Annotated in this window: 12 protein-coding genes; 5 read left to right on the top strand and 7 right to left on the bottom strand. The window is 67.6% G+C overall.

Features of this window, described 5'->3' with window-relative positions:
- The 5 genes from V5B60_RS15585 to V5B60_RS15565 form a co-directional block, all read right to left on the bottom strand.
- On the bottom strand, positions 1-444 hold the full coding sequence (locus V5B60_RS15585) for a phage tail protein (protein WP_034942934.1): 444 nt from the start codon (positions 442-444) through the stop codon (positions 1-3).
- Between the two features lie 17 nt (positions 445-461).
- Positions 462-2,219, bottom strand: a complete 1,758-nt coding sequence (locus V5B60_RS15580) for a phage tail sheath family protein (protein ID WP_332347950.1) — start codon at positions 2,217-2,219, stop codon at positions 462-464.
- A gap of 61 nt (positions 2,220-2,280) precedes the next feature.
- Positions 2,281-3,084 (bottom strand): hypothetical protein, encoded by an 804-nt coding sequence (locus V5B60_RS15575; protein ID WP_332347947.1) that lies wholly within the window; start codon positions 3,082-3,084, stop codon positions 2,281-2,283.
- Positions 3,081-3,665 (bottom strand): DUF4255 domain-containing protein, encoded by a 585-nt coding sequence (locus tag V5B60_RS15570; protein WP_332347945.1) that lies wholly within the window; start codon positions 3,663-3,665, stop codon positions 3,081-3,083. The genes V5B60_RS15575 and V5B60_RS15570 overlap by 4 nt, the downstream gene beginning before the upstream one ends.
- Before the next feature lie 193 nt (positions 3,666-3,858).
- Positions 3,859-4,194, bottom strand: coding sequence for a hypothetical protein (locus V5B60_RS15565; protein WP_332347943.1), 336 nt, complete (start codon positions 4,192-4,194; stop codon positions 3,859-3,861).
- Between the two features lie 148 nt (positions 4,195-4,342).
- Here V5B60_RS15565 and V5B60_RS15560 point away from each other — a divergent pair, with 148 nt between their 5' ends.
- Together V5B60_RS15560 and V5B60_RS15555 are read left to right on the top strand one after the other, a co-directional pair.
- Positions 4,343-4,486, top strand: a complete 144-nt coding sequence (locus V5B60_RS15560; protein ID WP_332347941.1) for a hypothetical protein — start codon at positions 4,343-4,345, stop codon at positions 4,484-4,486.
- A gap of 147 nt (positions 4,487-4,633) precedes the next feature.
- Positions 4,634-5,725 carry a hypothetical protein gene (locus V5B60_RS15555; protein ID WP_332347939.1) on the top strand — a complete coding sequence of 364 codons (1,092 nt, stop codon included), beginning with the start codon at positions 4,634-4,636 and terminating at the stop codon, positions 5,723-5,725.
- Positions 5,726-5,792: 67 nt separating this feature from the next.
- Here the strand turns inward: V5B60_RS15555 and V5B60_RS15550 are convergent, their stop codons facing one another.
- Together V5B60_RS15550 and V5B60_RS15545 are read right to left on the bottom strand one after the other, a co-directional pair.
- A complete protein-coding gene (locus tag V5B60_RS15550; RefSeq protein ID WP_332347937.1) occupies positions 5,793-7,724 on the bottom strand; it encodes a methyl-accepting chemotaxis protein in 1,932 nt (643 codons plus the stop codon).
- Between the two features lie 638 nt (positions 7,725-8,362).
- Positions 8,363-9,181 (bottom strand): fibro-slime domain-containing protein, encoded by an 819-nt coding sequence (locus V5B60_RS15545; protein ID WP_332347935.1) that lies wholly within the window; start codon positions 9,179-9,181, stop codon positions 8,363-8,365.
- Between the two features lie 329 nt (positions 9,182-9,510).
- Here V5B60_RS15545 and V5B60_RS15540 point away from each other — a divergent pair, with 329 nt between their 5' ends.
- From V5B60_RS15540 to V5B60_RS15530, 3 genes are all read left to right on the top strand, one after another.
- The gene (locus V5B60_RS15540; RefSeq protein ID WP_332347933.1) at positions 9,511-9,879 is read left to right on the top strand and encodes a hypothetical protein; all 369 of its coding nucleotides are present in this window, start codon (positions 9,511-9,513) and stop codon (positions 9,877-9,879) included.
- Between the two features lie 544 nt (positions 9,880-10,423).
- The gene (locus tag V5B60_RS15535; protein ID WP_332347931.1) at positions 10,424-11,737 is read left to right on the top strand and encodes a hypothetical protein; all 1,314 of its coding nucleotides are present in this window, start codon (positions 10,424-10,426) and stop codon (positions 11,735-11,737) included.
- On the top strand, positions 11,715-14,105 hold the full coding sequence (locus tag V5B60_RS15530; protein ID WP_332347929.1) for a tetratricopeptide repeat protein: 2,391 nt from the start codon (positions 11,715-11,717) through the stop codon (positions 14,103-14,105). Before V5B60_RS15535 ends, V5B60_RS15530 begins: the two co-directional genes overlap by 23 nt.
- Positions 14,106-14,256: the final 151 nt, after the last annotated feature.

Genomic DNA, 14,256 nt, shown 5'->3' with positions numbered 1-14,256 from the left:
TCAGGCCTCGATCTCGAAGCCCTCGGCGGCGAGGACGATCTCCTCGAGGGCGACGTCGCCTCCGCCCTTGCCGGCCAGCGTCGGCCCGGTGTACTTCATCGGGATGCAGCCACGCAGCAGCCAGGTGCGCACCGGGTTGTGCGCCTCGTCGAGCAGGTTGATGGCGACGGTCTTCTGCGCCGCCGGGCCGGCGGTGCGGGTCTCGTTGATCCACGCCCAGAGGCTGTCGAAATTGACGATGCCGCGCTTCAGCGTCACGTCGCTGACCTTGTGCACCCCGGCCACCTTGCGCACGTGGTTTTCCTTGTCGTTGCCGGCACGGTACTCGGCGATGGTGACCTCGGTGCCGATTCCCGAGACGTCGGAGAAGCCGCCGAACTCCTCGCCGCCGTCGAAGCTGACGACGAAGTTGAAGGCGCCATAGGGTGTGATTCGCTCAGCCATTGTTCAGTCCCTCTCGCTCAGGCACGGGCATCGGCGGTCTTCTGGCCGATGCGGAAGATGACGAATTCGGCCGGCTTGATCACCGCCACGCCGATCAGGCAGACCAGACGACCGTTGTCGAGGTCGTTCTGGGTCATGGTGCTGCGGTCGCAGCGGACGAAATAGGCTTCCTCGGTCTTGCTGCCGAGCAGCGCACCGTTGCGCCACTCGTTGTAGAGGAAGTCGGCGATCGTCTGCCGCACGTTCGCCCACAGCCGCTCGCCGTTCGGTTCGAACACCGCCCACTGCGTGCCGCGGTCGATCGACGACTCGAGGTAGTTGAAGTAGCGACGCACGTTGACGTACTTCCACTCCGGATCGGACGACGCGAGGCGCGCGCCCCAGACGCGGAAACCGCGGCCGGAGAGATAGCGCAGGCAGTTCACGCCGAGCGGGTTGAGCATCTCCTGCTGCGCGAAGTTGACGTCGATCTCGAAGCGCAGCGCGCCGCGCACGACCTCGTTCGCCGGCGCCTTCCAGACGCCACGCTCGACGTCGTTGCGCGCATAGATGCCGCTGACGAAGCCCGATGGCGGCAGCGCCAGTTCGCGCGGGATGTCCTCGCGACCCGGCCGCGCCAGCGGGTTCGGCACCACCACCCAGGGGTAATACACGGCCGCGTAGCGCGAGTCGATCAGGCCCCGCAGCGTGCGCGCCTGGCCCGGCGTCTGGTCGCGCGGCAGGTCGAGCACCGCGATGCGGTAGGCGCGGCGCGACTCGGCGTGCGCGATCAGCAGGTTGTTGATCGCCTGCGTCTCGGCGTAGGCCGACGAACCCGGCGCGGCGACGATCGAGATGTCCTCGAGACCGGACAGTTCGCCGAGCGCCAGCGAGTAGTTCGCCGCCACCGGCGCCGCACCGTCGAGGCCGCCCGCGAGGGCGATGCTGCGCTCGAGCTGGCCGGCGGCGTTGGTCGTCGCACCGGTGAACAGCGCGGTGTGCAGTTCGAGTGCGCTGACGTTGCCGCCGATGGTGATGGCGAACATGTTCTGCAGATGATCGGCGCGGCGCGCCGGCGTCGCCGACATCACGTGCCCGACCCAGGCCGGATGACTGCGGTCGAAGCCGAGACCCTCGAAGCTCAGATCCTCGCCATCGGCATCGATCGCCACCACCAGCAGGCTGACGATGCGCGGCGTGTCGGCGGCGAGCGTCGCGGCGACTTCGGCGGCGGCCGCCGGATCGGTCGCCGGATGCCAGTCGTTGCCGACCTTGAGGTGAAAGGCGGTGGTGCCGCCGGTGCCGGTGACCAGCAGCGTGCCGGTCGGCGCGTTGGCCATCGCCGTCGCCGCGACCGGCGTCTGCACCTCGCGGACGACGACGACCCCGTTGCCGATGCTGCCCGGGAAGCGCGCGACGAAGGCCGCCGCCTCGGCCGCGGCCGTACCGGCCGGGGTGATCTCGCCGCTGGCTGTCGCTGCGCCAGCGCCGACGACGCGCGAGACGTAGAGCCGCGAACCGCCCTCGTTGAAGAAGGCGCGCACCGCGTGCGCCAGGAAGTTGGTGCCGGACGGACCGCCGGTCAGCGCCAGGTCCGAGATGCCACCGTAGATGCGCTCGAAGTCACCGAAGCTGGTGAGCATTTCGGGCACTTCCTGGGCATCCGTCGTGGCGCGGAACGGGCCCTTGCGGGTCGGCCCGACGAACGCGGTGGTGCTGGTACCGACGCCCTCGATTGACTTGGCGCGGAAGCTGGTTTCCTCGACATAGACGCCGGGAGCTAGGTACTCGGGCATGGCAGGTCTCCTTCGATCGAGCGTGCCGGGCGCTGTGCTGCCCGGATGACGGACTCGCTGCCTATGGCAGATCGAGCCCCAGGTTGAGATTCAGGGCGCCCCGCGCAGCGAGGCTGACGTTCTGCTGCGTCGTCGGCAGGGCGGCGCGACGTGCTTCGATGTCGGCCGGATCGACCAGCCGCAGCACCGCCGGCTGGCGGCCGGCGCGCACCTCGGCAGACGGCGTACGGCTACCGAGCGCCGGATCGAAATGGACCTCGACGGTGGCGGCGATGCTGCTCACCACCACCGCGTTCTCGTCCTCCGACCAGGTGGTGACCGGTACGCCGACCACCGGCACCAGCGCCTCGCCGCGCCAGTCGCTCATGCCGCGCGCGAGCACGCTGCCGCCAGCGACGACACGCAGCAGCGCGCCACCGAGCGCGGCCCCGTCGGCGTTGTCGCTGACGCGCACCCGCAGCTCGGTCCAGTTGGTGCCGAGCCCGGCGATGGCGCTCGGGTAGAGCGGCACATCGACCGCCGCGAAGAGCGAATCGGCGCCCGCCGCCAGCGGATCGCGCGGCAGGGCGATCGACACCAGTCGCGGCAGGTAGCGCCCGCTCGGGTCGCGCAGAGCGATCTCCAGCCGTTCGCTGCCGGCTGCCGGCAGCGACGGCGGCGCCGCGAAAGCGGCGGCATGGCTGGCGAGCCGCGTCCACTCGTGGATTACATAGAGTCCACTGCGGTTGCGGACGATGCGCGCACCGGCTGCGGAGACCTCGAGCGCGCCGCGCACGACGATGCCCGTGGTGCCGTCGACCGGCCGCAGCGCCCCGAGCACGCGCCATTCGACGCGTTCGAGCTCGTGCAGCGCCTGGTTGCTCACGCCGCGCCCCCGTAGGCGAAGCGCCCGGCGACCACCGGGCGGAACTGCGCGGCGTCGCTGTCGGGATCGACGCGCACGAGCCTTGCCACGTAGGACACCGACAGCCGGTACGAAGGCGTCAGCGCATCCCAGATGCGCATCACGTCCTCGGTCGCCAGTTCGGCCGGGATGATCTGGATCACCTCGTCGCTCGCCCAGCCGGCGTCGGGAGTCAGCGACGAGGCGTCGAGCACCGGGTACTCGTGCAACTGGCGCAGCGCCCAGGTCAGCGCCACCTGCTCGTCCTGCGCCGCCATCCCCCAGCTGCTCATCAGGTAGTGCAGGTCGAGCCCGAGCGGCCCGACGCCGTTGCCCGAGCCGCGCAGGTGGGCGCTCTGCCGCGAGTGCTCGTTTACCGTCAGGCGGTAGAGGAAGAGCGTGATGCGGTTGCGCTCCTCGCCCTCGCTGGCCATCTGGCCGCCGCTGACCAGCTCGAAGTCGCATTCGGGCAAGGCGCGGCCGCCGATCTCGGTCGGATAGGTGTTGCGCAGGAAGGTCACGATCGAACTGCCGACCGCGTGCACTGCGAACACATTTGCCATCAGCACCCTCCGGGAAAGCAGTCGCTACGCCCCCAGCACCGCGGGCACCAACTGCGCTGCAGCCATCGCCGGCTCCGCGGCCACCAACTGCCGGGCGTGGGGAGGCGCCAGATGGCACAGGCCGACGGGTTGCAAGCGGAAATCGATGAACCAACTCTATTTCCTGCGCCAGCGCACCGCAAGGCAAATCTTTTTATAAAGCAAGGCGCTGATCGCCAGGCGGCAGCCATACGGTGCCGTCGACATTCGACGCCGAGCGGGCAACTGACTGATTGGCAGATGGATTTCCGTCGCCTGGCCGGCCGACGGAAGAGCTGGTTCGCCGCTCTTCATTGATATCGCTTATGCCTGAAACCGGACGGGACGTGTTTTCGGCTGCGTCGGGCAGCATCTCATCAAATGCAAGCAATGGCTTGTCATCTTGTCTTCGAGGTCTTTCGAGATTTATTCGGCGCGTTGCCGTGCGACATCCATAGAGAAGGCTTTTCCATGCAAGCTTGAGCCCTTTCTCTGTTCTGTCATTCATCATGCTGTTTTGCATTGACTATTGACTCACTCAAAGAGGTCCGGACGAGGTCTCGCTGACGGCTCTGTCGGGCGGGTCGCTACGCCCGGCGGCCGGCCGCTGCGATCGCTGGCACGAGGAGCAAACGAGGGTCCGATCAGGAGTCCGGGCCATGTGTCATGCGCTGGTGCCGTTCGGCGACCGGATGGGTGGCGTGCTGGGCGGCCGGCGCGTCGGCGCTCCGCTGGCACGCAACGCGGCCTTGCGCGATGCCGTGCTGGCAGCGGCACTGCAGGCGGGCATCGACGCCGGCTGAACGACCACAGGCTGCCGGGGGCAGCGCAGCGGCGAGATGGCGGCCGGAATGCCGACCTCGCCCGCACGGAAGCGGCAGCGGCGATCGACGCGGCGGCCGCGCTGGCGTTAGAATGCCGGCCCTTGACCACCAGCCGGGAGTTCCACCGTGAGAAGCCTGCTCCGGAATCTGTTCTTCGCCACCGCCCTCTTCATCGGCGTGGCGCCTGCCATTGCCGCCGAACCAGACACGCCGGCCGACCTCAAGGCGCAGGCGGCGAAAATCGTCCGCGTCGAGAATCCGGATGTGCTGCCCTCGGTGAAGCGCGTCGTGATCACCAGCTTCATGGCCGACTTCGTCAGCGAACTGCGCTACAGCAAGTCGCTCAGCGGGCTCGAGGCACTGATCGGCGCCGACTCGGACGTCTCGATCCGGCTCGTCGGCAGCAGCAACGAGCAGTTGCAGGCGATCACCGACGCCTTCTACGAGCAGACGGTCGCGCAGTTGCGCGCGCGCGGCGTCGAGGTGGTCGAGCACGCCGAACTCGCCGCCCTGCCCGAGTATGCCGAACTCGCCGCCTCGGGCCTCAAGCCGCTGCCGAACGAGCAGGATGCGAAAGCCGGCAAGGGACTGTTCTTCACGGCGCTGGGTCTGCCGCTGCACCTGATCGACGAGACGCAGTTCATGCCGAGTTTCTCCTTCGGCCGCAAGAAGCAGGACGACTTCCTCACCTTCGGCACGCGTTTCTCGGGTGGCTTTGCCGCCGCGCAGACGCAGCAGATCGAGAACCGGATCGCGACCGGTCTCGGCGCGACGATTCTCAAGGTCCGTCTGACCGTTCTCGGCGGCCAGCTGACGCCGGACAGCAGCTTCTGGGGCAGCGGCAAGGTCAGCACGCGCGCCGCGGCGAGCTTCGTCGATACCGTCACCCGCTACGCCTTCATCACCCCGGACGGCAACAAGGCGCGCATCTCGCTGCAGGAGACCGTCGCCACCGACGAGATCGGCGAACTGGTCAACACCACCAGCGACGGCAGCAAGGCGACCGACACGGCGAAGAACGTCGCACTCGTCGCGCTCAACGTCGCCAGCCTGGCGGCGCGCCTCGGCGGGCTGAACACCGGCTACACCGGCGGCTTCTCGGCAACCAGCGAGTACGAATGCCGGGTGCGGCCGGAACTCTTCGAGAAGGCCCTGCTCAGCCATCATGAGACGATCGCCGGCCTGTTCGGCGATCATCTGCAGAAGCCGGCGCAGTAGGCGGGGCAAGCCGAACGGCCTGCGGCTTTCGTCCTCGCTGCCCGCCGGCCACCCTGCCCCCGAGCGATCAGGTGCGGAACCGCCGCACCGCCTCCTGCAGCCGGCCGGCAACGGCGGCAACCTCGGCCGCAGCCTTCGTGACCCTGCGCAGCGACTCGCCGTTGCGCTCGCTCACGCCAGCGACCTCGCGCACGCCGGCAGCGACCTCCTCGCTGGCAGCAGCCTGTCCGCGCAGGAGGTCGGAAATGCTGGCGATGGCTTCGGCCACCCGCGCCGTCCCGCTCTCGATCTGGCGGATCGAAGCACTTGCCCGGTGCGCCAGTGCAACGCCCTGGTCAACCTGCTCGACTTCGCGGTGCATCGACTCGAGCGCCGCCTGCGTGCTCTGCTGCACGAGCGAGATGATGCCGCTGATCTCCTGGGTCGACTTGCCGGTGCGCTCGGCGAGCTTGCGCACTTCGTCGGCGACGACCGCGAAACCGCGACCGGCCTCGCCCGCGCGCGCCGCCTCGATGGCGGCATTCAACGCCAGCAGGTTCGTCTGATCGGCGATCTCCTTGATCACCGCCGTCACCGCCGAGATTCGGTCCGACTGACGAACTAGTTCGTCGATCATCGCGGCCGACCGCTGCACCGTTTCGGCAATCCGCGACACCTCCGCCACCGAGCTGTCGATCACCTCTCCGCCCTGCCGCGAAAGCTCGCCCGACTGCAGAGCCGTCGCCCGTGCCTCGGCCGCGCTGGTGCTCAGCTGGCCGATGCGTCCGGTCACCTCGGCAACAGTCGCCGCGATGGCACGCGCCGAGCCCGCTTCGCTGGCCAGCGCACCCGCCGCCTCGCCGACCGAACGGGCGAGGGTCGACGCCTCCGTGGCAAGCAGCGACGCGCTGCGCTGGGTCTCGCCGACCATGGCGCGCAGCGCAGCCTGCATCTCGCGGACGGCAGCGAGGAGGGTATCGTCGCGCGAGGTCTCGGAACGGACCTCGACGCCCAGATTGCCGGCGGCGATCTCCCGCGTCACGGCGACGGCGTAGGCTGGATCACCACCCAGTTGCGCCACCGCACGGCCGACCACAGCGACGACGACTGCCGCACCGAGCAACATGATCACACCGATGAACAGCAGGCTGCGAAGGATGCCCGCATGCAGCCCACGACGCTCCGACTCGATGTCACGGAAAAACACGAGCAGTCCGGCGTTCTCGCCGGCGCCATCCCTGAACGGGAAAGTCATCAGTGCGTGGCTGCTCCCCATGCGCAGTCCCGAATCGGCCGCGTCAGCGCCAACACCAAACTCGCGTAGCCGTTCGAGTACAGCCTCGCGATTCGTTGCGTCGAGGAGCGTCAGTCCACGGAACTGCTCGCCCTTGATCTCGGTGCCCTTTTTCCGCATGTATTCGTCGTTCAGCAGCACCGCCACGTCATCGCCGGTGATCGCTTTCGTTGCCGGCAGTACGTGGTCGATCTCCTGGGCAAGCTCCCAGTAGCCAATCTTCCTGCCTTCGCGATGCACCGGACGCACCGCGCGCAAGGAGAAGAAGTTCTTGCCCATGTCCAGGCTACTCGCAAGCTTGTCGGCGCTGGCCGCCATGCGGAAACTGTTGCGCGTGTTTCGGTCGCCGTGCTGCTGCGGCTTGTGGACACGCAGGAACGTCGTCCCGTCCGGCGTGAAGAAGTAGAAATGGGTGATCCTCGATTGCGCCTTGAGTTCATCGAACAGCGGTTTGGCGCGCCGGAGAAGCTCCTCGCGACTGCCACTCTCGAACGCGTCGAGCAGACCGTCGATGCGCACCGTTGCCGTCAACGCTCGCCCCAGTCCCTCGGCGTCGCTGGCGATCTGGGTCAGGAACACCCTTTCGTCACCACGCATGCGCGTTTCCAGGGCGTCACGCAACTGGCCGACGTGCGTCACGTAGATCAGCGCGGCAGCCGTCGCCAGCATGGCGACGAACGTGACGGCGAGAGAAAGAACGATTTTCTTCCTGAACGAGACCTTCATCACCCCTCCCCTGGCAACGGTCGATCCCAGCGAGAACGACGACCCGTGAAGTCGGCGCCAGAACAACGGCTGCCCGCCTGCCCGGGATCGCTGCTCAACTGACTGCGGTATGTCTTACGGCGGCTGACTCATCAAGACTCCAGAGCTCCCCTCACCTCGAATTTCAGCTGCGGTCGCGCGCGGCGAGGCCGCAAACGAACGTTTCATCGCCTCCGGAAGCATCATACTACTTTGGGCGCTCCGGCAAGCAGGAATAGCGGCCTGGCCGCACGGGTTTTCCCGCCGCCCGCGAGCGCGGCGGCGTGAAAGTCGCGTCAGCGACTCATGAATCGGCCTTCTGCCGTGCGCGGGAGAACGATCGAGAAAACGGGAATGGCTTTCCTCATCAGGGAGGGCCGAACGGTCAGGGTCGTTGGCGCGCAGCCGGAGGAATGCTGACGGCTGGCGGATGGTTCCCCGCCGTCGCCGGCGGGATCAAGCAGCCGATCGCGGGCGCGGCAGGCGAGGCCCGCGCACCCGCACAGCAGGATGGCCGGCAGCAAGCGCGCGACCGGTACAGCTGCCGCAGTCCGCGCCGCGTGCCAGGCACAGTGCCAATCGCTGGCTGGGGAGCGCCAGCCAGCGAACCGGTCGCCCGCCTAGCTGCGCTGGCGCCGACGCGCAAAAAGGGCGCCGAGGGCGGACAGCGAGAGGAGCATCGTTGTCGGCTCCGGCACTCCCGATGGCGGTGCAGCAACCTCGAGAGTCGTCGTGATGGCAAAGCTCGACGCCGAGGTATGGCGTTCGGCGAAGAAGATGTCGAGATCGTACAGGGTTCCCGCGACGAGTCCCTGGGCCTTCAGGTCCTCCTCGGTGAAGCTGCCGCTGACTGCGCCATGCACACCGCCGAGGTCCATCATCAACTTGCCGTCGACGAAGATCCACAGATCGTCGTCACCGGTAAAGCTGAAGCTGCGATCGGCGCCGGCGGTAGGATCGCTGAAGGCGACCTGTCCTTCGAGGTGCATGGTGAAGTGATAATTGTGCGAGCGACCCTGGTCGCCGTACAGCTGTCCGTCGATCGGGAAGAAGGAGCCGTTGCTGTAGGTGTAGGTGCCAGGCGGCCCTTCAGTCAGCGTCAGCGACGTCGGGGTGGGCAGGTTGAAGCCGGGCGAGTCGACGAACCACTTGGCGAAATTCGCCGCCGACGACGCACCGGCGCCAATGTTGGCGCCTGCGGTCGGCAATCCCGAAGACAGGGTCGACCCGACCATGCCGGTCACCACGCCGGGGATCGCCCCCTCGAAGTCGGAAAGCTGGGTGCAGGCACTCGGCCCGGTGATCGACGGCGCGCAGAAATCGCGGATGGTTCCGGTGAGGGTCACGGTGCCGGCGACGCTCAGCGAACTGACACCCAGACCGATCAGCGCCAGGCTCGCGAGAGCCGTCTGTTTGCAGCGACTTTTCATCGATGTCATGGTTGTTCTCCAGGAGAAGACGAGGAAAGGAGGAAAAAGAAACATTCTTTTGGCGACCGTTGTATGACTGCTCGTCGGTCAGAAGCGATGTCGCCAGGCTTCGTGATCAACATAAGCAAGATTGATGCCATTAGGCTTTGTGCGGCTTGTGCATGCATGCAATCAGATACTTGGCGCGATCGGCCCGCATTTCCTGACCGCCGGCCCGCGACGAGCCACGCCGGATGTAAAGTTCCTCGACACGTGCCGAGGGCGCGGCCGAGGTTCGCCCTCGCCGATGAGGACACGCCGGCGGCGACAGCCCGCGCGCCCCGGACGAGGCGCAGTTCATGCCGAGCTTCTCCTTCGGCCACAAGAAGCAGGACGACTTCCTCACCTTCGGCACGCGTTTCTTGGGTGGCTTTGCCACCGCGCAGACGCAGCAGATCGAGAACCGGATCGCCACCGGTCTCGGCGCGACGATTCTCAAGGTCCGTCTGACCGTTCTCGGTGGCCAGCTGACGCCGGACAGCAGCTTCTGGGGCAGCGGCAAGGTCAGCACGCGCGCCGCGGCGAGCTTCGTCGATACCGTCACCCGCTACGCCTGCATCACCCCGGACGGCAACAAGGCGCGCATCTCGCTACAGGAGACCGTCGCCACCGACGAGATCGGCGGACTGGTCGGAACTCTTCGAGAAAGCCCTGCTCAGCCATCATGAGACGATCGCCGGCCCGTTCGGCGATCGGCTGCAGAATCCGGGGCAGTAGGAAAGGCAGCCGGGAACGCTGTCGTCCTGGCCCGCTGGGCGCGGCCGCCCGGCGCGCCGCCCACGGGCGATCAGGGCGTGGACCGCCGACCCACTTCCTGCAACCGGCCGGCAACAGCGGCGACCTCGCCCGCAGCGTTCGTGACCTTGCGCAAGGACTCGCCATTTCCTTCGCTGACTCCCGCCACCTGCAAACACGCAACACTTCATCAGCACCAGCTACCGGGCAGTGGATTTGCTGGAGATTGGCCAGACCCAAGGGCGTGGCCGAGAGGATCGCAGCAACGGGAACGCGAAAAGGGCAGCGATCATGCCTGTTGATGGACCGCCGTTGACAGGCTACAAGCGACCGAAGATACTTCTTTGCCTACTGCTGAAGTTCCCTTTGCTTTGCGTTTACCCAAGGCACCATTGGGTCGAGGGCTCAGGTTGCAGGGCTGCGGTGGCTGTGCGACCCACGGTCAGCGGTCTTGGGCCACGCCACGGAGACTGATCGATGCCCCTTAGCGCCCACACTCGCGAACAGCTCAAGACGCTGTACAACGCGCTTGCCGATCGTGTGCTCGAGCCCGGTGATCCGGTCTATGTGGCGCAAGTCAACTGCCAGGGCTTCAGCGATGCGATCGAGGAGATCGCCACCGAGATCGAATGGCAGGATGGCGGTGGCGTCTGCCTGTTTACCGGTCAGCGCGGCACCGGCAAGAGCACCGAACTCAAGCGCCTCAAGAAGCGCCTCGAGGATGGCGGCACGGTGGTCTTCTACGCCGACCTGTCGGAGTTCCTGTTGCTCACCAAGGAGGTCGAGATCAGCGATTTCCTGGTCTCGGTGGCAGGCGCGATGTCGGAGAGGGTGCAGGATGAGTACGGTGCGTCACCGGGGAATCGCAGCTACTGGGACCGCTTCCGTGAGTTCATGCAGACCAAAGTCGAGATCAGGGAATTCGCCGCCCGATTGCCGGGCGTGGACGTCAAGGCAGCCCTGAAGAGCGATCCGGATTTCAAGCACCGCGTGCAGGAAGCAGCACGCGGTCATGTGGCGCAACTGGCGCGCGAGGCGCACGACTTCCTTGCCGAGGCCGTGCTTTTCGTTCGCGAGAGAGAGTCTGACCCGGCGCGCAAGGTGGTCCTGCTGATCGATTCGGTCGAGCGGATTCGCGGCGTCGGCAGCGAGGCCATGGCCGTCTACGAGAGCGTCCGCGATCTCTTCTTCGGCCACGCCGAACTCTTGCGCGTGCCCTTGCTGCACATCGTCTATACGATTCCACCTTACCTGTCGGTACTCGGCCCCGGCGCCGGCGCTCTGATGGGCGGTGCGGTACCGCGCCGGCTGGTCAGCACGCACGTCTTCAAGGACCGCAGCCGCGATCCCGATCCCGAGGGGTTGGCCGTGTTGCGCACCGTCGTCGAAAGGCGCCATCCCGACTGGTCACGCCTGTTTGCCCAGGAGGCACTCGACCGGTTGGCGATCAGCTCCGGCGGTGACCTGCGCGAATTCTTCCGCCTGATCCGGCTTTGTCTCCCGGCGGTGCGCGACGATTCGCAACTGCCGCTGTCACCCATTGCCATCCAAGCGGCCGAGAATGCGGCGCGCAGCGAGATGCTGCCGATCCCGGGCGAGCACCTGCTCTGGTTGCAGCGCATCGCCAGGACCCACGACACCTGTCTCGAGAAGGACCGCGAACTGCCGACGCTGGCCCACTTCCTCGACAACCGGCTGGTGCTGAACTACCGCAACGGCAGTGACTGGTACGACGTGCATCCGCTGTTGCGTGAGCTGGTCGACGCCCATGTTGCCCGCACTGGCGCTTGACGCGCCGACCGAACGCGTTGCCGTCAATCTGCTGCGTCACCTCGAGTGGCAGTACGATGGCTTCTCGCTGATTTTCCTGTTCGCCGACGTCGGTCCCTCGCTGCAACTCGCCGACTGGCTGGATCAGCGGCTGGCAATGCAGGGCCGCGCGCTGCATCGCCACGAGGCGAAGGACAGCTTCGTTCGTCATCCGGAGGCGGCCGTCGACCTGCTGGTCGACCGCCTTGCCGATCTCTCGGCGCAGCCGGGCGGTGTGTGGTATGCGATTCAGCGCCATCCCGGCGACGTGCAGTGGAACCGCGCCCGCACGCTGTTCCTCGCGCGCCTCAACGAACGCCGCTTCCTCCTCGAGCGCGACCTGAAGCGGCCGCTGGTGCTGGTCCTGCCGGCGCATTTCCGTGCCGAGACGCGCGCCATGGCCCCGGACATCTGGCACAAGCGCGACCTCAGCGAAGAGTTGCGCTGGCTGCCCGACACGGCGCCGACGTCTGTGCAGGTTTCCATGGAGCCGTTGGCGACACTGGTGGCAGCGGACGGTTCCCTGCCGGCGTTTGCCGAATGGCAACGGATGGCGTCAGCATCGGCAGCCGAGCAAGCGTTCCTGCCGACTGCCTGGACAGCCAGCAACGAACTGCTCGCCGCCGGACGGCCCGGCGACGCCGAGCACGTTGCCCGCAGCGCACTGTCGCTGGTCCGGCGCCGTGCCCAGGCGAAACCCGATGGGTCGAGCGACCGCGACCTGTCAATCTCGCTCAACAACCTCGGCCGCGTGGCAGAGGCGCAGGGCGACTGGACGCAGGCCGAGGCGGTGTACCGCGAAAGCCTGGCGCTCAGACGCCAGCTGGTCGAGCGGCTGGGCGGCACGCCCGAGTCGCTGCGCGACCTGTCGGTGTCGCTCAACAACCTCGGCCGCGTGGCACAGGCGCAGGGCGACTGGACCCAGGCCGAGGCGGTGTACCGCGAAAGCCTGGCGCTCAGTCGCCAGCTGGTCGAGCGGCTGGGCGGCACGCCCGAGTCGCTGCGCGACCTGTCGGTGTCGCTCGACAACCTCGGCCGCGTGGCACAGGCGCGGGGCGACTGGACCCAGGCCGAGGCGGTGTACCGCGAAAGCCTGGCGCTCAGTCGCCAGCTCGTCGAGCGGCTGGGCGGCACGCCCGGGTCGCTGCGCGACCTGTCGGTGTCGCTCGACAACCTCGGCCGCGTGGCAGAGGCGCAGGGCGACTGGACGCAGGCCGAGGCGGTGTACCGCGAGAGCCTGGCGCTCAGGCGCCAGCTGGTCGAGCGGCTGGGCGGCACGCCCGAGTCGCTGCGCGACCTGTCGGTGTCGCTCAACAACCAGGGCCGCGTGGCGCAGGCGCAGGGCGACTGGACGCAGGCCGAGGCGGTGTATCGCGAAAGCCTGGCGCTCAGACGCCAGCTCGTCGAGCGGCTGGGCGGCACGCCCGAGTCGCTGCGCGACCTGTCGGTGTCGCTCGACAACCTCGGCCGCGTGGCGCAGGCGCAGGGCGACTGGACGCAGGCCGAGGCGGTGTATCGCGAAAGCCTGGCGCTCAGTCGCCAGCTGGTCGAGCGGCTGGGCGGCACGCCCGAGTCGCTGCGCGACCTGTCGGTGTCGCTCAACAACCAGGGCCGCGTGGCGCAGGCGCAGGGCGACTGGACGCAGGCCGAGGCGGTGTATCGCGAAAGCTTGGCGCTCAGACGCCAGCTCGTCGAGCGGCTGGGCGGCACGCCCGGGTCGCTGCGCGACCTATCGGTGTCGCTCGACAACCTGGGCCGCGTGGCAGAGGCGCAGGGCGACTGGACGCAGGCCGAGGCGGTGTACCGCGAGAGCCTGGCGCTCAGGCGCCAGCTCGTCGAGCGGCTGGGCGGCACACCCGAGTCGCTGCGCGACCTATCGGTGTCGCTCGACAACCTGGGCCGCGTGGCGCAGGCGCAGGGCGACTGGACGCAGGCCGAGGCGGTGTATCGCGAAAGCCTGGCGCTCAGTCGCCAGCTCGTCGAGCGGCTGGGCGGCACGCCCGAATCGCTGCGCGACCTGTCGGTGTCGCTCAACAACCAAGGCCGCGTGGCGCAGGCGCAGGGCGACTGGACGCAGGCCGAGGCGGTGTATCGCGAAAGCCTGGCGCTCAGTCGCCAGCTGGTCGAGCGGCTGGGCGGCACGCCCGAGTCGCTGGATGATCTGGCGGTGTCTCTGCTCAACGTCGCCGCCATTCCTCCCGGCGATTCTGCAGCGCGCGCGGAAGCGGTCGATATCTACCGTCGCCTGCGCACGCGCTTTCCCGACACGGCGCGCTATGGCCAGTGCCTGCAGGCGCTGTCGGATGAGAGTCGTGCGCCCCAGGGAAGCGCGACGATGCCCGCAGGTTGACGACCGAGACAGCGGTGGGGTGGACCAGCAATGCGACGCGGCAGGGAGGATGGGAAATCCAACGCTGGCAACGAGAGAATGTGAGCCTTCACCAAGCAGCGGCAATGTCGAGTCTGAACCATTCGGTACGGCAATCACGGTGTGCAGGACT

It is taken from the genome of Accumulibacter sp., assembly GCF_036625195.1.
Taxonomy (GTDB): domain Bacteria; phylum Pseudomonadota; class Gammaproteobacteria; order Burkholderiales; family Rhodocyclaceae; genus Accumulibacter.
This window is presented reverse-complemented; position numbering and strand designations above follow the sequence as displayed.

Bases quoted from the DNA above. Each gene is read 5' to 3' on its own strand.
- V5B60_RS15585 (WP_034942934.1), bottom strand. From the start codon at position 444: ATGGCTGAGCGAATCACACCCTATGGCGCCTTCAACTTCGTCGTCAGC.
- V5B60_RS15580 (WP_332347950.1), bottom strand. From the start codon at position 2,219: ATGCCCGAGTACCTAGCTCCCGGCGTCTATGTCGAGGAAACCAGCTTC.
- V5B60_RS15570 (WP_332347945.1), bottom strand. From the start codon at position 3,665: ATGGCAAATGTGTTCGCAGTGCACGCGGTCGGCAGTTCGATCGTGACC.
- V5B60_RS15565 (WP_332347943.1), bottom strand. From the start codon at position 4,194: ATGATGAATGACAGAACAGAGAAAGGGCTCAAGCTTGCATGGAAAAGC.
- V5B60_RS15560 (WP_332347941.1), top strand. From the start codon at position 4,343: ATGTGTCATGCGCTGGTGCCGTTCGGCGACCGGATGGGTGGCGTGCTG.
- V5B60_RS15550 (WP_332347937.1), bottom strand. From the start codon at position 7,724: ATGAAGGTCTCGTTCAGGAAGAAAATCGTTCTTTCTCTCGCCGTCACG.
- V5B60_RS15545 (WP_332347935.1), bottom strand. From the start codon at position 9,181: ATGACATCGATGAAAAGTCGCTGCAAACAGACGGCTCTCGCGAGCCTG.
- V5B60_RS15540 (WP_332347933.1), top strand. From the start codon at position 9,511: ATGCCGAGCTTCTCCTTCGGCCACAAGAAGCAGGACGACTTCCTCACC.
- V5B60_RS15535 (WP_332347931.1), top strand. From the start codon at position 10,424: ATGCCCCTTAGCGCCCACACTCGCGAACAGCTCAAGACGCTGTACAAC.
- V5B60_RS15530 (WP_332347929.1), top strand. From the start codon at position 11,715: ATGTTGCCCGCACTGGCGCTTGACGCGCCGACCGAACGCGTTGCCGTC.